This window comes from Muricoccus radiodurans (assembly GCF_050154705.1).
Lineage (GTDB): Bacteria > Pseudomonadota > Alphaproteobacteria > Acetobacterales > Acetobacteraceae > Roseomonas > Roseomonas radiodurans.
Genome location: NZ_CP189561.1, coordinates 67,606 through 93,712, shown reverse-complemented (window position 1 = coordinate 93,712; position 26,107 = coordinate 67,606). Strand labels below are relative to the sequence as shown.

The window sequence follows — 26,107 nt, the reverse complement described above, 5'->3', positions numbered from 1 at the left end:
CTCTCCTCCGCCGGACCGGGTGGTGCCTCCGGCGGCGGCGAAGGGCAAGCCCCCGTCCGGGCCGTTCAGTGCGGCAGCGCGTCCAGCGGCAGGTCCAGCCGCACGATCAGCCCCTCCGCCCGCCAGTCATGCTCCAGGCGCCCCTTGAGCTGACCGGCGATGTTGCGGGCCGCCAGCGCCGTTCCGAAGCCCTGGCGCGACGGCATGGCCACCGCGGGCCCGCCCCGCTCGGACCATTCGAGGACGAAGCGGTCGCCCTCCACCCGCGTCGTGACGCGCACCTGGCCACCGGGCACGGACAGCGCGCCGTACTTCATCGCGTTCGTCGCCTGCTCGTGCAGCGTGAGAGCGAGCGCGTTCGCCGCGGCATAGCCCAGGGGGCGGTCCTGCCCCTCCAGGGTCACTCGGTCCTGCCCGCCCTCGCGATAGGGAGCCATCAGCAGCCGCAGCAGGCCGTGCACCGTCGGCGCCTCCGACAGCAGGCCGGGAGACGGCGCACCGATCAACTCCGGGCGGATGAAATCGTGTGCCAGGGACAGGGCGCGCAGCCGCTCCTGCAGACGTCGCGCGAAGGCCTCGGCCGCCGCCTCGCCCCGCGCGGTCAGCACGGCGAGCCCGCCGGCGATCTGGAAAATGTTCTTGATCCGGTGCGACAGCTCCCGGGTCAGCAGCTCCCGCGCCTCCTCGGCCATGCGGCGGTCCTGAATGTCCAGCACCGATCCGACGAAGCCCGAGAAGCGCCCATCCTCGAAGCGCGGCGCGGCGGCGTCGATCACCCAGTGATGCCGACCGTTCACCGCCCGCAGCCGGTACTCGACCTGGAACGCGGCCTGCGCCTCCGTGGCCAGGCGGAAGGTCCGCTCGGTGGCCGGCGCGTCGTCCGGATGCACCGCGTCCAGCCAGCCGAGGCCGAGCCCGCTTTCCGGCGTCTGCCCGGTGAAGTCGTACCAGCGGCGGCTCAGGAAGGTGCAGCGGCCCGCCTCGTCCGTCACCCAGACCATGACGGGGGCATGGTCCGCCATGTTGCGGAAGCGCGCCTCGCCCTCCCGCAGGATCTGGGCGGAGCGCCGCTCCTCCTCCTGGCGCCGCAGGCGGGTCAGGGCGAGCGAGATCTGACCGGCGAGCAGCCCGAGGTAACCGCCATACTCGCCCGCGAGCCGCAGATGCGGGTTCAGCCCCGCCACGAGCAGCCCGGCCACGCCGCCCGCCGCCGTCAGCGGCAGCACCAGCGCGCGGGCTGCCCCATCAGGACTCCCCAGCTCCAGCTCCGCCGCGGTGCCCGCCGCGAGGATGGTCCGCAGCCGCTCCATGGAGGGCAGCGCGGGCGCCGTGCCGTGCGAGGCGACCTCCACCAGCCCGCCCTCTCCGGCCAGGAGCAGGCGCGCCCAGGGCAGGTCGGCCGGGTTCTCCGCCGCCAGCGCCGAGAGCGCGCCGCAGCAGGCCGCCTCCACCGTCTCGGCGCCCGAGAGCAGCAGGCCGGTCGCGCGCAGGCTGCGCAGCCGGCGCTCGCCCTGCACCCGGCCGGTCGTCTCGTTCACCACGCAGATCACGCCGGCGACCGCGTCGTGCTCGTGCACGGCGGAGTAGGAGATGTCGAAGAACACCTCCTCCAGGTAGCCGTGGCGCTCGATGAGGAAGGGGTGGTCCTTCGCGCTGAAGGTCTCGCCGCTCCGCCAGACCCCGTCCAGCAGGGGGCCGAGCGTGTCCCACAGCTCCCCCCAGCTCTCCCGGGCTGGACGGCCGAGGGCGCGGGGATGCTTGTCCCCGATCGTGGGGGCGTAGGCGTCGTTGTACAGGGCGACGTAGTCCGGCCCCCAGAAGAGGGCGATCTGGGCCCGGGACGGCATGGCGATGCCGAGGGCACAGCGCAGCGTGGCCGACCAGCCGGACGGAGGGCCGAGGGGGCAACTGTCCCAATCCAGCGCGCGGACCAGCGCGCCGGTCCCGCCCGCGCCTTCCAGGAAGCCCAACCCCGAGGCCATGGGTCCGCGGGTGCCGTCCGGCTCCATCACGCGGCGGTCATCCCGCATCGGCCTTTCCCGGCTCCTCTTCCGTATGGATCGGCCGAAAACTATCACGGATCACAGAGCCGTGCACCAACATGGGATATGCAGGCCGCGCGGTTCGGGCTGGCGGCGGATGCAGGCTTCCCGCAACCTTCCCTTGGCCGGAGGCGCGGGATCATGTCGGAGGCGCCGCACAGGGTGCTGGTGGTGGGCGGCGGGGCTGCCGGGCTCGATCTGGCAACGCGGCTGTCGCGCCGGTCGCGGCGGCATGGTCTGGCCGTGACGCTGGTGGACCGGGCCGGATCCTATGTCTGGAAGCCACGGCTGCACCAGGTGGCCGCCGGCACGCTCGACACCGCGGAGGAGGAGGTCACCTACCTCGCCCACGCCCGCCGGGTCGGCTTCACCTACCGCCCCGGCATCCTTCGTGCCCTCGACCGGGCGGAGCGGACCGTCACCCTCGGCACGGTGCAGGACGCGCAGGGGCAGGACGAGGTCACGACGATGCTGCCCTACGACACGCTCGTGCTCGCGATCGGCAGCCACGCCGACGATTTCGGCACGCCCGGCGTGCTGGAACATGCCGCCTTCATCGACAGCCGGGACCAGGCGGACCGCTTCTACACCGCCCTGCGGCGGGAGGTGATCCGGTCCCTGGACGACCCGTCCCACCGGCCCGTCTCCATCGCCGTCGTCGGCGCGGGCGCGACGGGGGTGGAACTCTCCGCCGAACTCCACCAGGCGCTGGAGCTGGCGGAGGGCTACGGACTTCCGGGGCTGCGGGAACGCCTCCGGATCACCCTCATCGAGGCGGCGCCACGCATCCTCTCCGCCCTGCCCGAGAAGGTCTCGGCGGAGGCGGACCGGGTGCTGCGGCGGCTGGGGGTGGAGGTGCTGACGAACAGCGCCGTCTCCGCCGTGGACGAGACCGGTGTCACGCTGAAGGACGGCCGGCGGATCGAGGCTGCGCTGCGGGTCTGGGCGGCGGGCGTGCGGGCGCCCTCCGTGACGCGGGGCCTGGACGGGCTGTCCACTGACCGTGCCGGCCGCCTGCTGGTCGAGCCGACCCTGCGGACGCGCGACGACCCGCGGATCTTCGCCCTCGGCGACTGCGCCGCCCTGATCCCAGAGGGGCAGCAACGCCCCCTTCCCGCCACGGCCCAGGTGGCGCACCAGGAGGCGGCGCACCTGGCCGGGATCCTGCCGGGCTACCTCGCCGGGGGGACGCTGGCGCCCTTCACCTACAAGCCGCGGGGATCGCTCGTCTCGCTCGGGGATTACGACGCCTTCGGCAGCCTCGGGCGGCTCGGGCTCTTTCCCGGCGGCTTCATCGAGGGGCGGCTGGCCCAGTGGAGCTATGCCGCGCTGTACCGGCAGTACCAGTGGGTGATCCACCACTGGCGCGTGCCGCTCGTCTGGCTGGCCGGGGCGCTGCATCGCATGGCGAAGCCGCGCGTGCGGCTGGAGTGAGGACGGGTCGGTGCGTCCTGCCCCGCCCGCAATCAGGTCAACGTGCCGACCTCGACGCGCATGCCATCCCCGGGCGGCGCCTCCGTCCGCGATCGGCCCGGCTGGAAGCAGCCGTTCAGGGGGAAGCGTTCAGGTTCCGCCGGCATCGGCCAGCCAGCCACGCGCGACGATCTCGCCGGCAACCCGGCCGCTTTCGTCGAGGGGTTGCCGGGCAACGTTCCCCGGAACGCCCGACAGGGGCCAGGCCTGTCCAGCGTCATACAACGACTGGACCAGCGCCGCATGCCGGCCCGCCTCCTGCGTGGCCACCAGCACGGGGACGGCGGTCGCACAGGCTTCCGACAGCATGGAGACGCTGTCCCCCGTGACCACCACCGCATCCGCCCAGGCGAGGAATCCGGCATAGGGATTGGCCCCCGCCTCGCCCCAGCGGAACAGGCGATGTGCCCTGCCCGCCAGCGCCGCCGCGATGACCGCCGTGGCGGCCTCGCCGGTCCGGCGGCTGGTGGTCAGCATCAGACCCGCCGAGGGATAGCGGCGCAGGACATCGCTCATCAGCCGGTCGGCCTTGTTCGGCGGCATCCCCTCCCCCCTGACCGGCCCGCCGACCAGGAGCGCCACGCGCGGCGCCGGCAGGTCTGCCAGCGCTGGGAATTCCGCCCGGGCCGCTTCCAGCCGCGCCGGGGAGAGGCGATGGCAGGCGCCGAGGATCGGCAGCACGTTCGGCGCCGGTGCCGGCGCGTCATGGCGCCCGATGACCAGCAGGTCGAAATCCGCGGCACCGGAACCCGGCCGCATGCAATGGACCGTCCGGGCCCCGCGCCGGCGCAGCCACCGCGACACGGGGCCGGAGCGCCGGCCCGCGGAGATCACCAGATCGGGCCAGCGCGACAAGACGCGCGGCCGGGCGCCAGGCGGCACCGCTGGCCTGCCCTCCATCGCCCCGGCGAGCAGCGCGTCCCTCGCCGGGGGCGTGAGCCCCGCCAGGCTCGGCCATGGGATCGGCAGGCGAGCCAGCGGCCCCCATTCCAGCGGGATGGTCCGGAACGGCTCGCCCAGCCGCTCCGCGATGCCGATCGCCTGGGCGGCGGTGCCGGCCCGGGGATCGGCCAGGACCCAGACGCGCTCGCCGCCGCTCATGGACGCGGCGGCCCTCTGCGGCTAGGCAGGAAGGAAGGATCGACGCGCCGCAAAGGACCGCCCATGGCTCTGCAACACGCCTCCGACTGGGACCGCGACGCCGCGCTGACCACCGCGCGCATCCTGCTGGAGATCAAGGCGGTCAACTTCCGGCCGGAGGAGCCCTACACCTTCACGTCGGGCTGGAAGAGCCCCGTCTACATCGATTGCCGCCGCATCATCTACTTCCCCCGGGCCCGGCGGGTGATCAGCGACCTGGCCGCGGAGAAGATCGGCCGCCACATCGGCTTCGAGACGATCGAGGCCGTGGCGGGCGGCGAGACGGCGGGCATCCCCTTCGCCGCCTGGATCGCCGACCGGATGATGGCGCCGATGGCCTATGTGCGAAAGAAGCCGAAGGGCTTCGGCCGCAACGCCCAGATCGAGGGCGACGTGCCGGAGGGCAAGCGCACCCTGCTGGTGGAGGACCTGACGACCGACGGCGGCAGCAAGATCCGCTTCGCCCAGGCGCTGCGCGACGCCGGCGCGATCTGCGACCACACCTTCGTCGTCTTCTTCTACGGCGTCTTCCCCGGTGCCTTCGAGACGATGAAGACCATGAACCTGCAGCTCCACCACCTCTGCACCTGGTGGGACGTGCTGGAGGTGTGCCGCGAGCGCCCCTACTTCGCCGAGGAGGCGCTGCGCGAGGTCCGGCGCTTCCTGGAGAACCCGATGGACTGGTCGAAGGCCCATGGCGGCATCGGCACCGCCGAGGAAGCCGCGCGCAAGGGCATCGAGGCGTAGTCCGAACAACATGCGGGAGGCGGTGATATGGCGGATGGACGGACGGGCGATCCGGGGCGGCGCGGGCTGCTGACGGCGGGCGCCGCGCTGGGCATGGGGGCCGCGACCGCGGCACCGGGCGAGGCGCGCGCCGCCTCCCCCACCGATCGCAACGCGTCCGACGCTATGCGCCAGCCGCTGCCGCCGCCGACGCCCTTTCCGAAGGCCCGCGCACCCCTGCCCGGCGCCGCGCTGGAATACTGGGACACCGGCGGCGACGGGCAGGTCATTGTCCTGCTGCATCCCGGCACCGGCAGCCACGCGATGTGGGGCTACCAGGAGCAGGTCTTCCCCCATGCCGGATACCGGGTGATCGCCTATTCCCGCCGCGGCTATCTCGGCTCCGACGCGGGGCCGGAGAACGATCCCGGCTCGGCCTCGGACGATCTCGAACGCCTGATGGACCATCTGCGCATCGACCGCTTCCACGCGGTCGGCTCGGCGGCCGGGGCCATCGTGGCGACGGACTTCGCGATTTCCCGCAGCAACCGTCTCCGCAGCCTGACGCTCGCCTGCACCATCATGGGGCTGCGGGATCCGGAGTATGTCGCGCTCAGCAACTCCCTGCGGCCGCGCGGCTTCGCGGAGATGCCGGCGCCTTTCCGGGAGGTCGGCCCTTCCTATCGCGCCGCAAACCCGGAGGGTACGGCCCGCTGGCTGGAGCTGGAGCACCTCGCCCTGTCCGGCCGCCGGGTGAACCAGCGGGTCACGAACGAGATCACCTGGGCCGCCCTGCGCGCGCTGCGCGTGCCGACCCTGCTGCTGGGCGGGGATTCCGACCTCTGGGCGCCGCCCTCCATCTACCGCATGTACGCGGAGGCCATCCCGAACAGCGAGCTGGTCATTCTGTCCGAGGCCGGTCACGCCGCGCACTGGGAGCAGCCGCGGGCCTTCAACGCGGCGGTGCTCGACTTCATCGGGCGGCATGCGGGCTGAGCGCGTGCGGCGGGCCGCGCTCCTCCTCGCGCTGCTCGCGCCGGCTGCCCAGGCGCAGCCGGCGCGCGACACCCTGACCATCGGCATCTCCCAGGCGCCCAGCACCTTCCACCCGAACATCGAGGCGATGCTGGCGAAGACCTACGTCCTTGGCTTCGCCCGCGTGCCGCTGACCGCCTATGGCCCGGATTGGCGCCCGCTCTGTCTGGGTTGCGAGACCTTTCCGACGATCGAGAACGGCGGCGTCGTGCTGGAGACGACGCCGGACGGCAAGCCGGGCATGCGCGTCACCTGGCGCCTGCGGGAGGACCTGCGCTGGGGCGACGGCCGCCCCGTCACCGCCGACGACCTGCGCTTCGCCTGGGAAGCCGGCCGCGCCTTCGAGACCGGCTTCGGCGCCGCCGAGTTCTACCGCCGCGCCTATGAATTCCAGAGCAGCGACCCCCGCACCGTCACGCTGCGCTTCGACCGCGTCAGCTTCGACGCGGGTTCGGCCGGGAACTTCGAGCCCCTTCCCGCCCATGTGGAGCGCGCCCGCTGGGAAGCGGACCGCCGCAACTACCGCACCCGCACCGCCTATGACACGGAGACCGCGACCCCCGCCCTGTGGAACGGTCCCTACCGCATCACGGCGGTGCAGCCCGGCGCGGGCGTGACGCTGGAGCGCAACGCCGCCTGGGCCGGCCCCGCCCCCGCCTTCCGCCGCATCAACATCCGCGTCGTCGAGAACTCCGCCGCGCTGGAGGCACAGCTCCTCGCGGGGCAGGTGGACATGATCTCCGGCGAGATGGGCCTCGCGCTGGAGCAGGCGATCGCGCTGGAGCGCCGCACCCGCAACCGCTTCCAGTTCAACTACCGCCCCGGCCTGGTATGGGAACACCTGGACCTCAGGCTGGACAACCCGATCCTGTCGGATGTCCGCGTGCGGCAGGCGCTGATGCTGGCGATCGACCGGCCGCGCATCGTCCATTCCCTGTTCGACGGGCGGCAGCCTGTCGCCGCCACATCCATCCACCCGGATGACCCGATGGTGGATCGCAGCCTCGCCCCCTGGCCCTTCGACCTGCCGCGCGCCCAGGCGCTGCTGGAGGAAGCGGGCTGGCGCCCTGGCCCCGATGGCATTCGCCGCAACGCGGCCGGCGAGCGCCTGACCTTCGACCTGATGACCACATCCGGCGCCCGCACGCGGGAACAGGTCCAGCAGGTCATCCAGGGCATGTGGCGCGCCGCCGGGGTGGAGGCGCGGATCGTCAACCAGCCCCCGCGCGTCCTCTTCTCCGAATCCCTGTCCCAGCGCCGCTTCCAGGGCGCCGCGATGTTCGCCTGGATCAGCGCCCCGGAGAGCGTGCCGCGCACGACCCTCCACTCCGAAGAAATCCCCACCGCCGCCACCAACTGGTCCGGCCAGAACTACCCCGGCTATTCCAATCCGGAGATGGACGCGTTGCTGGAGGCGCTGCCGCAGGAGCTGGACGCCGAGCGCCGACGCCCGATGTGGGCGCGGCTGCAGGCCATCACCCACCGCGACCTGCCCGCCCTGCCGCTGTGGCACCGTGCCGACGCCCATATCTGGCCAACCTGGCTGGACGGCGTCCGGCCGACCGGGAACCAGTACCCCTCCTCCCTCTGGGTGACGGAGTGGCGGGTCCGGTGACGTGCCGGCGCTAGCATGCTTCGGCTGATCGCCTGGCGGCTGCCGCAGATCGCGCTGACGCTCGCGATCCTCTCCCTTCTCGCCTATCTCGCGATCGGGGCGATGCCAGGGGATCCGATCTCGCTGGCGATCATGGCCGATCCGCGACTGGGACCGGAGGACGCGGCCCGGCTGCGGGCGCTGCACGGGCTGGACCAGCCCGTCCTCTCTCGCTGGGCGGCCTGGGCCGGGGGCGTGCTGCACGGGGAGTTCGGATATTCCCGCCTCTACGCCCGGCCGGCGGTGGAGATGCTGGGGCCGGCGCTGCGCGGCAGCCTGATCCTGCTCGGCACGGCCCTGGCGCTGGCGGCGGGGCTGGGCGTCGCCTCCGGGATGCTGGCGGCGCTGCGGCCGCGCTGGCGCGGGCCGGTGGACGGGCTGGCGCTCGTGTCGCAGGCGCTGCCCTCCTTCTGGCTCGGCATCCTGCTGATCATCGTCTTCGCCGTGACGCTCGGCTGGCTCCCCGCCGGCGGCAGCGCGGAGGAGGGCGGCTGGGAGGCCGCGCGCTTCCTCATCCTGCCCGTCGTGACGCTCGCGATCACCCACCTCGCCGCCTATGCCCGCCACACCGCCGCGGCGATGGCGGAGGTTCTGCGGGCCCCCTGGATCACCGCCGGTCGCGCCCGCGGCGCGGGCGAGGCGCGCATCGCCTTCCGCCACGCCCTGCCCAATGCGTCGGTTCCGCTGCTCTCTCTTATCGCGCTCGATGCCGGGGCGCTCGTCTCCGGCGCGCTCATCACCGAGACGGTCTTCGCCCGCCCCGGCATGGGCAAGCTGCTGACCGACGCCGTGATGGGCAACGACTACAATCTCGCGCTCCTCGCGCTGATGCTCGTCGCGGCGGTCACGATGCTGGCCACGCTGGCGGCCGACCTCGCGCAGCGCGCCCTCGACCCGCGGCTCGCGGCGTGACGCGGCTGCGGCTGGGCCTGCTGCTGCTGGGTGCCCTGGCGTTGGCGGCGCTGCTGTCCCCCTGGATCACCGCCGCCCTCGGGATTGATCCAGAAGCGCAGGATCTTCTCGCCCGCCACGCCGCACCCTCCCCCGAGCACCCGCTGGGCACCGACGACCTGGGCCGCGACGTGCTGGCGCGGCTGCTGTCCGGGGCGCGCGTGTCGCTGGCGGTGGGGGTCGCGGCCGCCCTCGCCTCCACCGGAATCGGGCTGCTCGCCGGGGTGATGGCGGCCTGGCGCGGGGGCTGGTTGGACGCGGCGATCATGCGCCTCGCAGACGGTCTGCTCGCGCTGCCGGCCCTGCCGATCCTCGTGCTGCTGGCGGCGATGGACCCGGGGGCGCTCGGGCTCCCGCGCGGCGGGGCGGGGACGGACATCGCGCGGATCGTCGTCATCCTCGCGCTCTTCGGCTGGATGGGGGTGGCGCGGCTGTCGCGGGCGGCGGCGCTGACCACCCTCTCGCGCGACCATGTCCGCGCCGCCCGCGCGCTGGGCGTGACCGAGGGGCGCCTTCTCTGGCGCCACGTCGTGCCGTCCCTGACCGCCCCGGTCGCGGTGGCCGCGTCGCTCGCGGTGGGTGGCGCCATCCTGGCGGAGAGCACGCTCTCCTTCCTCGGCCTCGGCATCCAGCCGCCGGCCGCGTCCTGGGGGAACATGCTGGCGAACGCGCAGGACCTCGTCCTGTCGGCCCCCGGGGCGGCGGTGTGGCCGGGGCTGTGCATCGCGCTCGCGGTCGCGGGGGCGATGCTGGTGGCGGACGGGGTACGGACGCGAACCGGGCCCTGAACCGGAATCAATCGGCGTCGGGACCGTCCGGGATCGGCCGCCAATGGGTTGCGTCGATGAACGCGCCCGGCCCGTCATACTCCAGCGGGCGCGTGCCGCCCGCATCGCTGCCGGCATCGATGACCTGCACCCAGCCCGAGGTCGGGGACCACTGCGCATCCGTCACGCGATAGCCCTGGGGCGGGCGGTCATGAGGCGCGTAACTCGCCCGGATCCACAGGTCCACCCGTGTTCCGTCGCGCGGCGCGGTCTCGATCGGATGCCAGCCCGACATCCTCAGCTCCCGATCTCGCCTCCGTCCCGCTTGACGATGGCGATGATGGAAGGCCGTGGCGGCATGCCCTCCACGAAGTCGGGCCAGCGGGTGCTCGGCGTCTCGAAGGTGCTGCCGCGACCCTCCCCTGGGTGCTGGATGGCCAGGAAGAGCGTCCGGTTGTCGGGCGTGAAGCGCGGGCCGCAGACCTCAGCCCCCGCGGGCGCCTGGTAGAAGCAGCGCGTCAGGCCGCGCACGGGCCCCGCCGTCTCCGCCGCCCAGATGCCGTCCGTGATCCCGCCGACCTCCGAACTGTCGGTCGAGATCCAGATCCGCCCCTTGCTGTCGAAGGTCACGTTATCAGGGCAGGTCAGCCAACCATTCTCGGTGATGCCCTGGTGGTAGGACGCGCCGGTGTGCCGCTTGGGATCGCCGGCCACCAGGAACAGCTCCCACCGCCCCTCGCTCGCGGCGTGGTCCACCCGGTCCGTGCCGGCGCCGGGCGGGATGATCTCCAGCACCTGGCCGTGGCGGTTGTCGGCGCGGGGATTGGGGCCGCGGGCGCGCTCGGCCGTGCGGCGGTTGTTGTTCGTCAGCATCGCGTAAACGCGGCCGTTGACGGGGTTCGTCTCCACGTCCTCCGGCCGGTCCATCGGCGTGGCGCCGAGCAGGTCGGCAGCGCGGCGCGCCTCGATCACCACGTCCGCCTGGTTGGCGAAGCCGTTCGCCTCGGTCAGCGGCCCGGTGCCGTGGGCCAGCGGCAACCACTCCATCCGCCCGTCATCGTGGAAGCGCGCCACGGAGAGCGTGCCCTCATCGAGCAGGTCCCGGTTCGCGGCGGGGTCATCGCGGTTCCAGGGGCGCGCGGTCACGAAGCGGTAGACGTACTCATTGCGCTCGTCGTCCCCCATGTAGAAGGCGACGCGCCCGTCGGCGGAGACGGCGTGCGTCGCCCCCTCGTGCTTGAAGCGGCCCATGGCGGTGCGCTTCACCGGGACGGAGTTCGGGTCGTAGGGATCGAACTCCACCACCCAGCCGAAGCGGTTCGGCTCGTTCGGCTCCTGGTCGAGGTCGAAGCGCGCCTCGAAGCGGCGCCACGCGTACTGGGAGTCCTTGATGATGCCGTAGCGGCGGTAGTGCGCGCGCTGCTCGCCCGCCTCCGCCGCCTCGCCCCCGAAGTAGTAGTTGATGTTCTCCTCGGCGGTCAGGACCGTGCCCCAGGGCGTGTTGCCGCCGGCGCAGTTGTTCAGCGTGCCCAGGACCCTCATCCCGGTCGGGTCGGCGTTGGTGCGCAGGCGCGGATGACCCGCGGCGGGGCCGCTGACCCGCATCGGCGTGTGCATGGTGATGCGCCGGTTCTGCGCGCCGCCCGGCACGGACACCCAGGTGCCGCCACGCCGCGCGACCTCCACCACGCTCATCCCGTGCGCGCACATCTCCACGGCCACCTGCTCGGCGTTGGAGCGCAGGCGGGCGCCGCGGCCCTCCCCGATGCCGGGGAACATCAGGTTCGTGTTGCTGTACTCGTGGTTCACCACGAGCAGCCCGCGATCCGAGGACCCGCTCCCCTTCGGCAACGGGAAGAAGTCGAGGTAGTCGTTGTTGTAGCCGAACTGGGCGGCCTGGGAGGCCGCGCTCTGGCTCGCGGGATCGAAGGCCGGCGCATCGGCCAGGACCGGGTCGCCCCAGCGGATCACCGTCTGGATCTCGTAGCCCTCCGGCGCTGCCTGGCCCGGGGACTTGCTGTCCTGGTGCGCGACCTCCGGGAAGGCGAGCCCCGAGGCCGGCACCGCCGACGCCACCTGGGCCAGCGCCTCTCCCACCAGATCCTGCGCGAGCACCGCCCCGGCCGCGGCGCCGGTCAGGCCGCGCAAGGCGGCCCGGCGCGTCATGCGGCGCCGGATCACCGCCCGGATGGGGTCGCGCGGCGAAGGATTGCTGCCGATGTCCTCGATCTCGCCCACGCCCGCATCCCCCTCTTGGTGCGGACATCGTCCCAGCCGCCTCCGGCGGCGGCAAGGCCGGGCGCATGAAACCCCGGTTAAGCCCCGCCCACCGGGCCCCCGCGCAGCCGGCTGAAGGCCACCAGCGCCGTGCGGGGCGGCTGGTTCCCGTCGAAGCCGGGCCAGCGCGTTCCTGGCCGATCCCAGGAGGCTCCGGGCTCGGCCCCGGGCGTCCGCACCACCGCGAAGAGCGCGGTCCCGTCCGGCGACAGGGCCGACCCGCCTACGGCCGCGCCGCGGGGCGCCCCGTACAGCGGCAGGGGAAGGCCGCGCCCCGGCCCCTCCGTGTCGCAGCCGAAAAGGCCGTCCGGCGCGCCGCCGATCCGCCCGCCGCGGTCGGTGCCGATCCAGGCCCGCCCGTTTCCGTCCAGCACGACGGTGTCGGGATGCTCGGGCCAGGTGGTGCCAATGGGCGAGAAGCGCCCGGGATAGCCGCCCGTCAGGAGGGGGCGCAGCAGCGCCGTGTCAGCGCCATGGTCGCCGCCGGCGGGCATGACCTGAAGGACGCCGCCCGCTCGGGGACGGCCGCCGGCGGACCCGCCGGGCTCGCCCCCACCCGGCTGGCCGCGGCACGCCAGCGTCAGGCGCCCCCCATTGGGGCCAAGCGCGAGGCCGGATGGGAGATCGAAAGGCGGCGGCGCTCCCTGCCGGCCCGCCAGGGCCGACGGATCGAGGAGGGCGTCTGCGCCGTCCGGCAGGTCCGCCCAGCGCAGGCGCTCCCCCTCCAGCACGGCGACGGCCAGCACGCCGCGGTCCAGCGCATCCGTCCCCCGCGCGGGCCCGTGGGAGGTGAAGCGCATCAGATGGCCCGCGGCGCGGTGATCGGACATGTACACCACGGCACGCCCATCCCGGGTCAGCGCCGCCACCGCATCCCCGTGCGGGAAGCGCCCGAGGGCGGTGCGCTTCACCGGCACCGCGCCCGGGTCCATCGGGTCCAGCTCGACCATCCAGCCGAAGCCGAGGGGATCGGCGAAGCGCCCTTCCCAACCCTGCAGGCGCGTCAGCCAGCCGCGCGGCTCGCCCTCGGTCAGCAGCAGGGTGCCCCAGGGCGTGGTGCAGCCCCCGGTGACATTCAGGAGGCCCCGCACGGCGCCGCCCAGCCCGCCGGCCGCCGGCCCGGAAACCCGGCAGAGCGTGTTCGCGGTCAGCCGCCGGGACTGGTAGCCCCCATCCACCACCAGCCAGCGATCGCCCTGGCGCTCAATGTTGAGCAGCGACGCGCCCTGCATGGCGGCGGCCACGGCCGGGCGGTCCACCCCGCCGGGAAACGCCATCGCCGGGTCCACCGTCGGGTGCGCCACGGCCAGGAGGGCGCGCGGGACCGCGTCGGCCGCGGCCGGCACGGGGACGATGTCCACGATCCGCCCGTCCCAGCCGAACTGCGTCTCCGCCGCCGCCGCGTTCGGCTGTCGCGGGTTCCAGGGCGGCGCGTCCGCGGTGACGCGGTCGCCCCAGCGGATGAGCAGGTCGCGCGCGTAGCCCGGCGCGACCGTGTCGTCCTCCTTCAGCGGCAGCACGGCCGGGCGCAGGTCAAGCGACGTGGCCTGGGCCGCCGCGGAGCCGGGCGCCGCGACGATGACCGCACCGGTCAGGGCCGGGAGCGGCGATGCGAGACCGGCGGCCGCGCCGAGCAGGCGACGCCGCGTCTCCCCGGCGGACAGGCCCCGCCCGTGGCCGGAATGCCCGGCCTCCCCGGACGGATCGCCGCTCATTCGCCGGCCGGGGCAGCCTGGGACTGCGAGGGCACCATCGGCGGCGGACGGTGGACGGTCACCTCCGGCAGCGGGCCGGTCCAGGCGGCCACCTCCACGAGGCAGGACTGCGCCGCGCAGCCCTGCCCCAGGCGGGACGTCCCGACATCCTGGGTGAGCACGTTCGGGTTGCCGTGGACGCAGAGCGGCTCACCGTTCACCACCTGCGGGTCCCACCAGGCGCCGGTCGCCATGGCGACGACGCCCGGGCGGATGTCCTCCGTCACGACCAGCCCGCCGAGGCATGCGCCGCGGTCGTTATGAACCCGCACGATCTGCCCGTCTTCCAGGCCGCGCGCGGCGGCGTCGGCCGGGTTCATGCGGATCGGCTCGCGCCCCTGGATCTTGTCCGCCTGCGCCACGCGCCCGGGATCGAGCTGCCCGTGCAACCGCGTCGCCGGCTGGTAGGAGAGGAGATGGAGCGGGTAGCGGGACGTGCCGCCGCCCAGCCATTCCCGCGGCGCCGTCCAGACGGCGTGGCCGGGAGTCTCGGCGTAGCCGAAGCCCGCGATCGTCTCGGAGAAGAGCTCCACCTTGCCCGAGGGCGTGGCGAGCGGCGCGGCGGCCGGGTCCTGCGCGAAGTCGGCGAAGTTGGTGAACTCCTCCCGCGGCGCTTCGAACTCGACATGGCCCTCGGCCCAGAAGCGGTCGAAGTCCGGCACCTCCACGCCGAAGCTGCCGCAGGCGCGCCGCCAGCGATCGTAAAGGCTGCGCAGCCAGGCCTCCTCGTTCCGCTGCTCGGTGAAGCGCTCGCGGTAGCCGAGCGCGTCCGCGATATCGGCGAAGGCGTCGTGGTCGTTCCGGGCCAGCCCCTGCGCCGGCACCGCCTTGTGCATGGCGCGCACGAAGCGGTCGCGGGAGGAGGAGGCGATGTCATTCCGCTCGAGCGTCGTCGTCGCCGGCAGCACGATGTCGGCGTGGCGCGCGAGCGAGGTCCACCAGGGCTCCGAGACCACGATCGTCTCCGGCCGCGAGAAGGCGCGGGCCAGGCGGTTGAGGTCCTGGTGGTGGTGGAAGGGATTGCCGCCGCACCAGTAGACCATGCGGATGTCGGGCAGCACCGTGTCGCGCCCGTTGTAGGACAGAATGGAGCCCGGGCTCTCCAGCAGCTCCGTCACGCGGGCGACGGGGATGGAGGTGGTGACCGGGTTGCGCGTGGCGGGCAGGTTCACGCTCGGCAACTCCTGCCGCGGCGTGCCCATGCCGTTGATGCTGCCGTAGCCGAAGGCGATCCCCTGCCCCGGCTTGCCGATGTTCCCGAGCACCGCCGCCAGGGCGACAAGGGCCCACCAGGGCTGCTCCCCGTGCTCCGCGCGCTGGATGGACCAGGTGGCGGTCAGCATGGTCGGGGTGCGGGCGGCAGACAGCGCCAGGGCGCGGATCGTCCCGGCCGGCACGTCGCAGAGCGGCTCCGCCCATTCCGGCGTCTTCGCGACCCCGTCGGCCTCCCCCATGACATAGGCGCGCAACCGGTCCCAGCCGACGGCGCCGCGCTCCAGGAAGCCGCGATCCTCCAGACCCGCCGCGGCGATCGCCTGGATCATCGCCAGGATCATCGCCGTGTCGCCGCCCGGCCGGACCGGCACCCATTCGGCGTCGAGGAAGGCCGCGCAATCCCCGCGGAACGGGGAGAGGTTCACGAAACGCAGCCCCGCCGCGGCCGCCTTCTGCATCAGCGGCACGTATTCGTGCGCGCCCGCCCCGCCGGCCGTGACCAGCCCGTTCTTCAGCGGCAGCCCGCCGAAGCAGAGCATGAGCCTCGCGTGCCGGGTGATGCTGGCCCAGTCCGTCGCGGGTCCGGTCACCGGGTCGTTCGTGCCGAGGATGTGCGGCATGAGCGTCATGCCAGCGCCGAAGGAGTAGTTCGTGACCTGCGAGACGTAACCGCCCCCCAGCCCGAGGAAGCGGTGAAGCTGCGACCGCGCGTGGTGGAACCGCCCCGCCGAGGACCAGCCATAGGAGCCGCCGAGGATCGCGTCATCCCCGTGCTCCGCCCGCACGCGCCGCGTCTCTTCCGCCACCAGTCGCGTCGCCTCGTCCCAGGAGAGAGGGACGAAGGGGTCGGTGCCGCGGGTGGCGCCCCGCCGCTCCCCGCGCAGCCAGCCCTGGCGGGCATAGGGCCGGTCCACCCGGCTGGGGGCGTGCACCACGTCCGGGATCGACTGAATGAGGGTTCCCGGGAAGGGATCGCGCGCGAAGGGGCGCACGGCGGTGACCCGATCCCCCTCCACGACGGCGTCGAAATAGCCCCAGTGGGCGGCGTGCGGCTTGATCTCGGTCATCGGTACTCTCCGGCGGCCGGAAGATGGCGCGAAGGGCGGCGGGCGTCCAACCCGGCGTTATCCGCCCAGCCCGGCCTGCCAGTCCCGGATCGCCGGCACGGGCCAGAGCAGCATGATCACATTCAGGGCCAGGTTGTCCCGGATCACGGCCAGGGCGACCAACTCCAGCACGACCCCGAGCACGACCGAGGCCCAGGCGGGCAGGCGGGAGGCCAACCAGAACCCCGCCAGCATCCAGCCGAGGTCCGCCACCGAGTTCACCACGCTGTCCCCGGTGTAGCCGAGCGCCATCGTGGCCTCCCGGTAGCGGCGGATCACGGCGTCCGTGTTCTCCGCGACCTCCCAGGCGGCCTCCACCAGGGAGGCGATCAGGGCCCGGGCGCCGAGCGGCGCGCGGGGCAGGACCGCTCGCAGCGCCGCATAGAAGAGCAGCCCGTGGATGAGGTGCGACGGGCTGTACCAGTCCGCCAGATGCTGAGAGTTCTCGGGGCTGTTCACCGCCCCATGCCAGAGCCTCACCGTCCCGCAGGCGCAGATCGGCTCCCGCCCCATCGCGAGCAGCACCCCCGCCATCCCGGCGGCCAGGAACAGGATGGCGGCGGGCCAGAGGAATCGGGGGCGTGCGAGGGCGGCCATGCCCCCTGCCTGCCACGCTCCGCGTCCTGAGGCACGGCCCCCGGACCGGCCGGTCCCGGACCGCATGCGCCGCCCGGCCATCAGCCCTGCCGGGAACGGCCCCGCGAAACACGTTTTGCCCGCATGCGCGGCGGGGCGATCTGCTCTAGGTTGCGGCCCCTTTCCGCCCTTCCCGGACCGCCCGATGACCCAGCATCCCCGCCACGGCGCCAATTCCCTCTCGGCCCGTGACATCGCCAACGTGCTGCACCCCTACACCAACCTCGTGGCACACCGCTCCGAGGGCCCCCTGATGATCGTGCGGGGCGAGGGCGTGCGGGTCTTCGACGAGGCGGGGCGCGGCTACATCGACGGCATGGCCGGGCTCTGGTGCGCCAGCCTCGGCTTCGACAACGAGCGGCTGGTGGAGGCCGCGACGCGGCAGATGCGCCGCCTGCCCTTCTACCACGGCTTCACCGGCCGCGGGCACGAGCCGATGGTCGAGCTGGCCGAGATGCTGATCGCCCGCGCGCCCGTGCCGATGAGCAAGGTCTTCTTCGCCAATTCCGGGTCGGAGGCGAACGACAGCGCGGTGAAGATGATCTGGTACGTGAACAACGCGCTGGGCCGTCCGAACAAGAAGAAGATCATCTCCCGGCTGAAGGGCTATCACGGCGTCACCGTTGCCTCGGCCTCGCTGACCGGCCTGCCGAACAACCACCGGCTCTTCGACCTGCCGATCCCCGGCATCCTGCACGCAGGCACGCCCCACCACTACCACGAGGCCCGGCCGGGGGAGGACGAGGACGCCTTCTCCACCCGCCTCGCCGAGGAGCTGGAGGCGATGATCCTGGCGGAGGGCCCGGACACCGTCGCCGCCTTCTTCGCCGAGCCGGTGATGGGCGCGGGCGGCGTGATCGTCCCGCCCCGCGGCTACTTCCCGAAGATCCAGGCCGTGCTGCGCCGCCACGACGTGCTGATGGTGGCGGACGAGGTGATCTGCGGCTTCGGCCGCACCGGCCGCTACTGGGGCTGCCAGGCGCTGGACATCCAGCCGGACATCCTGACCTGCGCGAAGGCGCTCTCCTCGTCCTTCCTGCCGATCTCGGCCGTGATGGTGAACGAGCGGGTCTATCAGGCGCTCGCCGCCGGATCGGAGAGCATCGGCACCTGGGGGCACGGCTTCACCTATTCCGGCCATCCCGTCTCCGCCGCCGTCGGGGTGGAGACGCTGAAGATCTATGACGAGATGGGGTTGGAGGAGCACGCCACCCGCGTCGGTGCCCGACTGCAATCGGGGCTGCGCGCCCTCTGCGGCGACCATCCGCTGGTCGGCGAGGTGCGCGGCATCGGCATGGTCGCCGCCGTCGAGCTGGCCGAGGACCGCGCCGACCGCCGCGGCTTCGACCCTGCCCGGAGGGTCGCCGCGCGCCTCGTCAAGGCGTGCGAGGCCGAGGGCCTGATCCTGCGCGCCCTGCCGAACGACACGGTCGCCTTCTCGCCCCCGATCATCATGTCGGAGGCGGAGGTGGACGCGATGCTCGACATCTTCGGCCGGGCGCTCGGCACGCTGACGGACGAGATCGCGCGAGAGGCGCGGCCCGCCGCCTGACGCCGCCATGAGCGAGGCGTCCCGGACCGGCATCGCCTGGTCCAGCGACTACGGAGACCGTCCCGGCCTGGGCGCGCTGCACGGCGGATCCCGCGCCTGGTGGCGGGCGCCCTGCCTGCCGCTGGCCGTCGGCGCCGCCATCGCGCCGACCGCGGCCGTGCTGCAATCAAAGGCCATGGCGCCCATCGCGATCGTCACGATGCTGCTGGCCGTCATCGCGCACCGGCGGGAGGCACGGGTCTGGCCCTGGCCCGGCGGGCCGGCCGTCTGGATGGCGCTCGCCCTCGCGGCCTGGGGCGCCGCCTCCGCCGCCTGGGCACCGGATCAGCGCGCGGCGCTCGCCGCGGCCGGGACGCTGGCGGGGCTGGCCCTGCTCGCCTCCGCCGCCGGGCGGGCGGCGCTGGAGGATGGCTGGCGCGCCCGCCGGGTCCTCGGCTGGGCGGTGGTGGGCGGGCTGGCGGCGGGGCTCCTCGCGGCCGCGCTGGACCACCTCACGGGACAGGGCCTGCGGATGGCGGTGCGCGGGCTTTCGGCCACCCGGCCGGGCCTCGAATTCGGGTTGAAGCCCGCCGCCTCCGTCATGGCGCTGCTGCTGCCGCTGGTCCTCGCCCTGCCGATCCGCGGTGTCTGGCGCTGGCTCATCGCGGCCGCCGGGGCCGCGGTGATCCTGATCCTGCCCGGGGACACGGCGAAGGTCGCGGCGGTGGCGGGACTGGCCGCGGCGGGCCTCGTGGCCGTGGCCGGGCGGGCAGCCTCTGCCCTGCTCGGCACGGCGGCCGCGGCGGCGCTGGTCGCCGCGCCCCTGCTCATGCCGATGGTCCTGAACCCGGAGGTCGCGGGACGCGCCAACCTGTCCGGCCTGCACCGTCTGCTGATCTGGGACTTCGCGATCGAGCGGGCGGCCGAGAAGCCCCTGACGGGCTGGGGGATGGAGGCGAGCCGCGCCATTCCCGGCGGGCACGACAACCCCTCCCCCGCCTCACTCGCCCGGCTGGGCGTGACGCAGCGGGAGCGGATCGACTGGTCGCGGACACCGGGCGTGGAGCGGATGCCGCTGCACCCCCACAACGGCGCGCTCCAGATCGCGCTGGAACTCGGCTGGCCCGGCCTGATCCTGGCGGGGCTGCTGGTCCTCGCGCTCGCCTGGGGGTCGGGGCCGGTGGCCTTCGGCGTCCTTGCCTCGGCCGCCGTCACTTTCCTCGCCTCCTTCGGGGTGTGGCAACCCTGGTGGGTGGCGTCCCAAGCCCTGGCCGCGGCCCTGGCCATGGGGCTGGCGGGGCGCCGGCTTTAGGCCGGACGCTTACTCGATCTGGAGGCCGGTCGCCTGCACCAGCTGGTGCCAGCGGCCGATCTCCTCCCGGATCAGGGCGCCGAACTCGGCCGGCGTGCCGACCGTCAGGTCGCCGCCGAGGCTCGCGAGCCCTGCCTGCACCTCCGGCGTGGCCATGGCCTGCACCAGCGCCGCGTGCAGCCGGGCGACCACCGGCTCCGGCGTGCCGGCGACGACGCTCAGCCCGTACCAGTTGATGAAGTCGTAGCCCGGCAGGCCGCTCTCGCTGACCGTGGGGATGTCCGGCGCGGTCCGCAGCCGGTTCGGCCCGGTCACGGCGACCGCGCGAAGCTCCCGTCCCCGCACCAGCGCGTCCACCGGCCCCATGGACGTGAAGAGAAGCTGCACCCGGTTCGTCAGCAGGTCCGCGATAGCCGGCCCATTGCCGCGATAGGGCACGTGGGTGATGTCGATCCCGGCCCGCAGCCGGAACCATTCCCCCGAGACGTGGTTGCTGCCGCCGCTGCCGCCGGAGGCGTAGTTGATCGCCCCCGGCCAGGCCCGCGCCTGCGCGATCAGTTCCGCCACGGAGGTCACGCCGGAGCCGAGCGAGGCCACCAGCACATGGGGATAGGTGATGACCCGCCCGACCGGCATGAAATCCCGCACCGGATCGTAGCGCGGCGTGCGTTGCAGCCCGGGGATGATGGTGAAGTCGGACGCGGTCAGCAGGATCGTGTACCCGTCCGCCGGTGCCTGCGCCGCCGCGAGCGTCGCGAGCAGGCCCGCGGCACCACCCCGGTTCTCGACGACGACCGGCTGTCCCAGCGCCTCCCCCAGCTTGCCGGCCACGGCGCGGCCGACGATGTCGGAGGTCCCGCCCGGCGGGTAGCCGACGAGCATCCGCACGGGACGCGAGGGGTAGGATTGCGCCACCGCCCCACTGCAGGGGGCCATGGCCAGGAGCGCGAGCAGAAATCCGGCGCGAGCGCGCGAGGAGAGCATCATCGGACATTCCTCCGGGGAGCTCTCCGGCCCGCCGCGCGGGCATCCCGGCTCCGTCGCCGGAACGATCCGGCCCGTCCCCGCGGTGGTCAAGCGGGGACGGGACGACGCCCTATCAGGCTGCCAGAGCCCGCCGTGCCCCCTCGGCCAGCACGCGCATCCCGAGCGCGAGGTCGGCGTCCGACGTGTTCTCCGTCCAGTGGTGGCTGATGCCGTTGATCGAGGGGACGAAGAGCATCGCGGAGGGGATGTGCGGCGCCATGTACTGCGCGTCGTGCCCGGCGCCGGAGGGCATGCGCTGCCAACCGCCCGGCGTCAGCGCCTCCGCGGCGCCCGCCAGCGCCTCCTGCAGCCCATCGTCGCAGAGGGCGGGCACCGCCTTCGACACCGCCTCCAGCACCGCGGGGCAGCGCTCGCGCCGGTTGCTCTCGGCAACGCAGCGGCGCAGCGCGATCTCCAGCCGGTCCAGCACGGCGCGGTCCACGTCGCGGTACTGGAACATCACCTCGGCCGTGCCGGGGATGATGGACTGGGCGTTCGGGGTCATCAGGATGCGGCCCGTTGTCCACACCGTGCGCTCGGCGCAGTGGCGCGGGAATTCCTGATCGATCATCGCGAGCAGTCGGACCATCGTCAGGCCGGCGTCGCGACGCTCGGCCATGGTGGTCGTGCCGGCGTGGTTCTGCTGGCCCGTGATGGTGATCTTCCACTGCCAGATGGCGACGATACCCGTGACCACGCCGATCCGCAGGCCGTTCCCCTCCAGGTCGCGGCCCTGCTCGATGTGCATCTCCAGGAAGGCCTTATAGCGGCCGGGCTCGAACTGCATCCGCTTGCGGCCGGCCAGCCCGGCCTCCTCCAGCGCCTGGCGCAGCGGCTTGCCGTGGTAGCGGTTGGACAGGCGGTCGATCTCCGCCTCCTCCAGCAACCCGGTGAAGGAGCGGCTGCCGATGAAGCCGCCGTAGTGCCCCTCCTCATCCGCGAAGGCGACGACGTCCACGGGCAGGCCCGATCTGGCGAGGTGCAGCGCCGAGACGACGCCCAGCGCGCCGTCGAGCCAGCCCGCCTCGTTCTGGCTCTCGATATGGCTTCCGGCGAGCAGGCGCGGCCCGTTGCCGGGATGGCGCCCCAGCACGTTGCCGATCCCGTCCATCTCCGGCTTCAGGCCATACGCCTCCATCTTCGCCATCAGCCAGCGGCGGGATTCCATGTCCTCCGGGCTGTAGGTGGGGCGATGCACGCCGGTCTTGAAGGCGCCGATCCGGCGCAGCTCGTGCAGGTCGGAGAGAAAGGCGTCGGTGTCCACCTGCATCGTCATGCGCTCCTTCGCCGCGCGGTGCGGAAAAGGTCGCGCGGGGGCCCAGGTATGTCCCAGGCCCCCCGCCTTCGGCTAGTCCCGACCGGCGGGGTGGACGCGTCGGCCCCGCCGGATCAGGTCCTTTCCCGGCCTGTCAGACGCCGGCCTTCGCGCCCTGGGCGGTGAGCGTCGCGTATTTCCGCACGATCGCGTCGAGGTTGTCCTCGCACCACTGTGCCATGCGCTGCTCCTCCGCGAGCGATTGCTGGAGGGCGGTCGGCCCCTGCGTGTCGCCCGCCAGCTCGGCGAGCGTCAGCAGCGACTTGTAGGAAGCGATCTCGAAGTGCTCGAAGGCGTAGTTCGCGAGCGAGTTCTTCAGGATCTCGTCCTGCATCGGCGCATGGGCCAGCGCCGCCACGTTCCCCATCAGTCCGGTGAAGAGATCCTTCACGCCGGATGCGGAAGTCCCGAGCGCGGACAGGATGCCGTCGAGCCGGTCCCGCTGCTGCTCGCTCTCGGTGATGTGGCGGCGAAGCGCCGCCTCCACCTCCGGATAGTTCTCCAGCCGCTCCACCTGGCGGGAGAGAAGCTGGATCGCCTGGGTCTCCAGCGCGCGGGCGTTCACCAGCCCGGTGACGTAGGTGTCACGGTAGCTCTCGGACATCAGGATCTCCTCTACCTGTCCTCGGTCAGCGCTTGCCGGCGGGCTTGCGGGCGGCGCCGCGCTTCGCGGCGGGGGCCTCCTCGCCCTCCTCCTCGCCCTCGCCGTTCTCCTCGGCCAGGGCTGCGGGCAGGACGGCGCTGCGGGTCACCTCGGTCAGCGCCTCGTCCTGCGCCTTTTCCTCCTGCAGCGTGCGGCCGAGCAGCTCGGCGATCTCCTGCTGGCCCGTCGCCTTGGCCAGCTCCGCCATCGTGCCGTAGGCGGCGATCTCGTAGTGCTCGATGCGCTGCTGGGCGGCGATGATGACGAGGTCCATCACCGGACCCTTCTCCTCCTGCTCCTCCATCTCGTGCTGCGCTTCCTCCACCAGGCCGCGCATCGCCTCGCAGACCTTGCGGCCGGCCTTCGCGCCCGCGATCTCGAGCGCCTGCTCCACCCGCTCGCGCTGCTCCTCGCTCTGGGCGATGTGCGCCTCGATCCCCTGGCGGAGCTGGGGCTCGGACGTGTTGCGCAGGGCCTTCTTCATCGCCTGGATCGCCTGCCGCTCGGCGCTGTGGGCGTCCTTGAGCTGATCGACGAGCATCTCCTTGAGGCCAGCCATGTGACATTCTCCGGAATAGTGGAATCTGAAAGCGCCGCGCCGCCAAAACCCCTCGGCGACGCGGTGCCACGTCAAGAGCGTGGGAAGTCTTCGTGCGTTCACCAGACGTTTTTCACGTCGTCGTTATTTCCTGAATTGTCACGATCGGCCGAATGATCCGTTCAGGACCCCGCTTTTACTTGAACTTGAGCGGCCTTTGACTTGCAGAGCGGCGGCCCTTGCCGCCCAGGCTCCGGCAGGCTACCGCCCGCCGCCCCATGCTGCCCGCCCTCCGCACCGCCGATTTCGGCTTCGACCTGCCCGAAGCGCTGATCGCGCAGGAACCCGCGCGGCCGCGGGATTCCGCCCGCCTTCTGCATGTCGGGGGGACGCCGGCCGATCGGGGCGTGGCGGACCTGCCGGACCTGCTGCGGCCCGGCGACCTGATGGTGGTGAACGACACGAAGGTCATCCCCGCGCGCCTTCGTGCCCGCCGCGGCGAGGCGCGGGTCGAGATCATGCTCAACCGCGCCGAGGCGGACGGCACCTGGCACGCCCTGGTCCGCAACGCCCGCCGCCTGCGCAAGGGCGACGTGCTGGCGATCGAGGGCGCGCCGGACCTCTCGCCCCGCGTCGTCGCGGCGCCGGAGGGCGGAGCGGTGCGCCTGGATTTCGGCCCCGACCCCGCCGCCCTCGCCGCCGCGCTGGAGAAGGCCGGCGAAGTCCCCCTCCCCCCCTACATCGCCCGCCCCGACGGCCCCCGCCCCGAGGACCGGGACGACTACCAGCCGATCTTCGCCCGCACCCCCGGCGCCGTCGCCGCCCCCACCGCCAGCCTGCACTTCACCGACCGGCTGCTGGCGGCGCTGGAGGTGCGCGGCGTCTGCCGCGCCACCGTCACGCTGCATGTCGGCGCCGGCACCTTCCTGCCCCTGCGCGGGGACGATCCGCGCGGCCAGTCCCTGCACGCCGAATGGGGCGAGGTGACGGAGGAAGCCGCCGCCACGATCAATGCCGCCCGCGCCGCCGGCGGCCGAATCGTCGCCGTGGGCACGACCGCGCTGCGCCTGCTGGAGAGCGCGGTGCAACCGGACGGCACCATGACCCCCTTCCGCGGCCTGACGGACCTCTTCCTGCTGCCCGGGCACCGCTTCCGCGCGGCGGACCTGCTGCTGACCAACTTCCACCTGCCGCGGAGCACGCTCTTCATGCTCGTCTGCGCCTATGGCGGCACCGACCGCATGAAGGCGGCCTACGCCCACGCGATCCGGTCGGGCTACCGCTTCTACTCCTACGGCGATGCCTGCCTCATCCCGCACGACCCCTCGGAGGCCGCGGCATGAACGGCCCGCTCTCCTTCACGCTGGAGACAACGGACGGCGCCGCCCGTGCGGGCCGTCTGCACACCGCGCACGGGGAGGTGGAGACGCCCGTCTTCATGCCCGTCGGCACCGCCGGCACGGTGAAGGCGATGACCGCCGATGCGGTGCGCGCGACCGGCGCGCGGATGGTGCTCGGCAACACCTATCATCTGATGCTCCGGCCCGGCGCGGAGCGGGTCGGGCGCCTCGGCGGCCTGCACCGGATGATGGACTGGCACGGCCCGATCCTGACGGATTCCGGCGGTTTCCAGGTGATGTCCCTCTCGGCCCTGCGGAAGCTCGACCCGGACGGCGTGACCTTCCAGAGCCACCTGGATGGCAGCAAGCACCGCCTGACGCCGGAGCGCAGCATCACGATCCAGCACCTGCTCGATGCCGACGTCACCATGTGCTTCGACGAGTGCACCCCGTTCCCCGCCACGGAGGCGCAGGCGGCGGATTCCATGCGCCTGTCCATGCGCTGGGCCGCCCGCTCCCGCGCCGCCTTCACCCCGCGCGACGGCTATGGTCTGTTCGGCATCGTGCAGGGCGGCGTCTTCGACGCGCTGCGGCGGGAAAGTGCGTCAGCTCTGACCGCCATCGGCTTCGAGGGCTACGCGATCGGCGGCCTCGCGGTGGGCGAGGGCCAGGCGGAGATGTTCCGCGTGCTCGACGTCACGCTGTCCCACCTGCCCACCGACAAGCCTCGCTACCTCATGGGCGTCGGCACCCCGGCCGACATCCTCGGCGCCGTGGCCCGCGGCGTGGACATGTTCGACTGCGTGATCCCGACGCGGTCCGGCCGGACCGGGCGCGCCTATACCAGCCGCGGCGTGCTCAACATGAAGAACGCCCGGCACGCCGACGATGGCGGCCCGATCGACCCGGACTGCGACTGCCCGGCCTGCACGCGGCACTCCCGTGCCTATATCCACCACCTCATCCGGGCCGAGGAGATGCTCGGCCCGATGCTGCTGACCTGGCACAACATCCGCTACTACCAGACCCTCATGGCCCGCCTGCGCGGCGCCATCCGGGCCGGGCGCTATGCGGAGGAAGCCGCCGCCATCACCGCCGGCTGGGCCGCCGAAGGCCCCGCTGCGCCGCCTGCCGAACCACCGTCGGCGGAGGAGACTGTTTCTTGAACCACGACGTATCTGGCCTGACCCAGCTCGGCCGCCCCGTCCGCGCGCCCCAGACGCCCGAGGAGGCGGTGCTGGAGCGCGTGCCCAATCCGCATCCCGGCACCGCGTATCTCGTGCGCTTCGCGGCGCCGGAATTCACCTCCCTCTGCCCGCTGACGGCGCAGCCGGACTTCGCGCACCTCGTGATCGACTACGTGCCGGGGGACTGGCTGGTGGAGAGCAAGTCGCTGAAGCTCTACCTCTCCTCCTTCCGCAACCACGGCGCGTTCCACGAGGCCTGCACGCTCGACATCGCCAAGCGGCTGGTGGCGGAGCTGTCGCCGCAATGGCTGCGGATCGGCGGCTACTGGTATCCGCGCGGCGGCATGCCGATCGATGTGTTCTGGCAGACGGGGGCGCCGCCGCAGGGGGTCTGGATCCCGGACCAGGGCGTTCCGCCCTATCGCGGACGGGGCTGACC

The 26,107-nt window shown here is 73.0% G+C and carries 22 protein-coding genes; 11 read left to right on the top strand and 11 right to left on the bottom strand.

The window, feature by feature from the left end:
* Positions 1-65: 65 nt before the first annotated feature.
* Positions 66-2,030 (bottom strand): PAS domain S-box protein, encoded by a 1,965-nt coding sequence (locus ACP6CK_RS00470; RefSeq protein WP_426956809.1) that lies wholly within the window; start codon positions 2,028-2,030, stop codon positions 66-68.
* A 153-nt stretch (positions 2,031-2,183) separates the two neighbouring features.
* On the opposite strand from ACP6CK_RS00470, the gene ACP6CK_RS00465 reads away from it, so the two are divergent.
* Complete coding sequence (locus tag ACP6CK_RS00465; protein ID WP_426956808.1) at positions 2,184-3,476, top strand: NAD(P)/FAD-dependent oxidoreductase; 1,293 nt, start codon at positions 2,184-2,186, stop codon at positions 3,474-3,476.
* Between the two features lie 129 nt (positions 3,477-3,605).
* On the opposite strand, the gene ACP6CK_RS00460 is transcribed toward ACP6CK_RS00465, so the two are convergent.
* Positions 3,606-4,616, bottom strand: a complete 1,011-nt coding sequence (locus ACP6CK_RS00460) for a mitochondrial fission ELM1 family protein (protein WP_426956807.1) — start codon at positions 4,614-4,616, stop codon at positions 3,606-3,608.
* Between the two features lie 63 nt (positions 4,617-4,679).
* Here ACP6CK_RS00460 and ACP6CK_RS00455 point away from each other — a divergent pair, with 63 nt between their 5' ends.
* Genes ACP6CK_RS00455 through ACP6CK_RS00435 form a run of 5 tightly spaced genes read left to right on the top strand, consistent with a single transcriptional unit; the run spans position 4,680 to position 9,809 of the window.
* Entirely contained in the window at positions 4,680-5,402 is a 723-nt protein-coding gene (locus ACP6CK_RS00455; RefSeq protein ID WP_426956806.1) for an orotate phosphoribosyltransferase, read from the top strand.
* 27 nt (positions 5,403-5,429) lie between these two features.
* The gene (locus tag ACP6CK_RS00450; protein WP_426956805.1) at positions 5,430-6,377 is read left to right on the top strand and encodes an alpha/beta fold hydrolase; all 948 of its coding nucleotides are present in this window, start codon (positions 5,430-5,432) and stop codon (positions 6,375-6,377) included.
* Positions 6,367-8,031 (top strand): peptide ABC transporter substrate-binding protein, encoded by a 1,665-nt coding sequence (locus ACP6CK_RS00445; protein WP_426956804.1) that lies wholly within the window; start codon positions 6,367-6,369, stop codon positions 8,029-8,031. Before ACP6CK_RS00450 ends, ACP6CK_RS00445 begins: the two co-directional genes overlap by 11 nt.
* Positions 8,032-8,046: 15 nt before the next feature.
* Positions 8,047-8,982 (top strand): ABC transporter permease, encoded by a 936-nt coding sequence (locus ACP6CK_RS00440; protein ID WP_426956803.1) that lies wholly within the window; start codon positions 8,047-8,049, stop codon positions 8,980-8,982.
* Complete coding sequence (locus ACP6CK_RS00435) at positions 8,979-9,809, top strand: ABC transporter permease (protein WP_426956802.1); 831 nt, start codon at positions 8,979-8,981, stop codon at positions 9,807-9,809. Before ACP6CK_RS00440 ends, ACP6CK_RS00435 begins: the two co-directional genes overlap by 4 nt.
* A gap of 7 nt (positions 9,810-9,816) precedes the next feature.
* Here the strand turns inward: ACP6CK_RS00435 and ACP6CK_RS00430 are convergent, their stop codons facing one another.
* The 5 genes from ACP6CK_RS00430 to ACP6CK_RS00410 all read right to left on the bottom strand — a co-directional run bounded on the left by ACP6CK_RS00430 (position 9,817) and on the right by ACP6CK_RS00410 (position 16,737).
* The gene (locus tag ACP6CK_RS00430) at positions 9,817-10,083 is read right to left on the bottom strand and encodes a hypothetical protein (RefSeq protein ID WP_426956801.1); all 267 of its coding nucleotides are present in this window, start codon (positions 10,081-10,083) and stop codon (positions 9,817-9,819) included.
* 2 nt (positions 10,084-10,085) lie between these two features.
* On the bottom strand, positions 10,086-12,026 hold the full coding sequence (locus ACP6CK_RS00425) for a PhoX family protein (protein WP_426956800.1): 1,941 nt from the start codon (positions 12,024-12,026) through the stop codon (positions 10,086-10,088).
* A gap of 77 nt (positions 12,027-12,103) precedes the next feature.
* The gene (locus ACP6CK_RS00420) at positions 12,104-13,780 is read right to left on the bottom strand and encodes a PhoX family protein (RefSeq protein ID WP_426956799.1); all 1,677 of its coding nucleotides are present in this window, start codon (positions 13,778-13,780) and stop codon (positions 12,104-12,106) included.
* A complete protein-coding gene (locus ACP6CK_RS00415) occupies positions 13,777-16,101 on the bottom strand; it encodes a molybdopterin-dependent oxidoreductase (protein ID WP_426956798.1) in 2,325 nt (774 codons plus the stop codon). The genes ACP6CK_RS00420 and ACP6CK_RS00415 overlap by 4 nt, the downstream gene beginning before the upstream one ends.
* Positions 16,102-16,158: 57 nt before the next feature.
* Entirely contained in the window at positions 16,159-16,737 is a 579-nt protein-coding gene (locus tag ACP6CK_RS00410; protein ID WP_426956797.1) for a DUF2585 family protein, read from the bottom strand.
* Positions 16,738-16,921: 184 nt separating this feature from the next.
* Between ACP6CK_RS00410 and ACP6CK_RS00405 the strand changes: the two genes are divergently transcribed.
* The gene (locus ACP6CK_RS00405) at positions 16,922-18,328 is read left to right on the top strand and encodes an aspartate aminotransferase family protein (RefSeq protein ID WP_426956796.1); all 1,407 of its coding nucleotides are present in this window, start codon (positions 16,922-16,924) and stop codon (positions 18,326-18,328) included.
* 7 nt (positions 18,329-18,335) lie between these two features.
* The gene (locus tag ACP6CK_RS00400; protein WP_426956795.1) at positions 18,336-19,619 is read left to right on the top strand and encodes an O-antigen ligase family protein; all 1,284 of its coding nucleotides are present in this window, start codon (positions 18,336-18,338) and stop codon (positions 19,617-19,619) included.
* A gap of 9 nt (positions 19,620-19,628) precedes the next feature.
* On the opposite strand, the gene ACP6CK_RS00395 is transcribed toward ACP6CK_RS00400, so the two are convergent.
* From ACP6CK_RS00395 to ACP6CK_RS00380, 4 genes are all read right to left on the bottom strand, one after another.
* Complete coding sequence (locus ACP6CK_RS00395; protein ID WP_426956794.1) at positions 19,629-20,606, bottom strand: Bug family tripartite tricarboxylate transporter substrate binding protein; 978 nt, start codon at positions 20,604-20,606, stop codon at positions 19,629-19,631.
* Positions 20,607-20,718: 112 nt separating this feature from the next.
* Positions 20,719-21,921, bottom strand: coding sequence for a Zn-dependent hydrolase (locus ACP6CK_RS00390; RefSeq protein ID WP_426956793.1), 1,203 nt, complete (start codon positions 21,919-21,921; stop codon positions 20,719-20,721).
* 133 nt (positions 21,922-22,054) lie between these two features.
* Positions 22,055-22,564, bottom strand: coding sequence for a ferritin-like domain-containing protein (locus tag ACP6CK_RS00385; protein WP_426956792.1), 510 nt, complete (start codon positions 22,562-22,564; stop codon positions 22,055-22,057).
* A gap of 25 nt (positions 22,565-22,589) precedes the next feature.
* Complete coding sequence (locus ACP6CK_RS00380; RefSeq protein ID WP_426956791.1) at positions 22,590-23,162, bottom strand: ferritin-like domain-containing protein; 573 nt, start codon at positions 23,160-23,162, stop codon at positions 22,590-22,592.
* Between the two features lie 257 nt (positions 23,163-23,419).
* Here ACP6CK_RS00380 and queA point away from each other — a divergent pair, with 257 nt between their 5' ends.
* The 3 genes from queA to queF are packed head-to-tail and all read left to right on the top strand — an operon-like array spanning position 23,420 to position 26,105.
* A complete protein-coding gene (gene queA, locus ACP6CK_RS00375; protein WP_426956790.1) occupies positions 23,420-24,484 on the top strand; it encodes a tRNA preQ1(34) S-adenosylmethionine ribosyltransferase-isomerase QueA in 1,065 nt (354 codons plus the stop codon).
* Positions 24,481-25,647, top strand: coding sequence for a tRNA guanosine(34) transglycosylase Tgt (tgt, locus tag ACP6CK_RS00370; RefSeq protein ID WP_426956789.1), 1,167 nt, complete (start codon positions 24,481-24,483; stop codon positions 25,645-25,647). The genes queA and tgt overlap by 4 nt, the downstream gene beginning before the upstream one ends.
* Positions 25,644-26,105: a preQ(1) synthase gene (gene queF, locus ACP6CK_RS00365; protein ID WP_426956788.1), complete on the top strand. Its 462-nt coding sequence runs from the start codon at positions 25,644-25,646 to the stop codon at positions 26,103-26,105. Before tgt ends, queF begins: the two co-directional genes overlap by 4 nt.
* Positions 26,106-26,107: the final 2 nt, after the last annotated feature.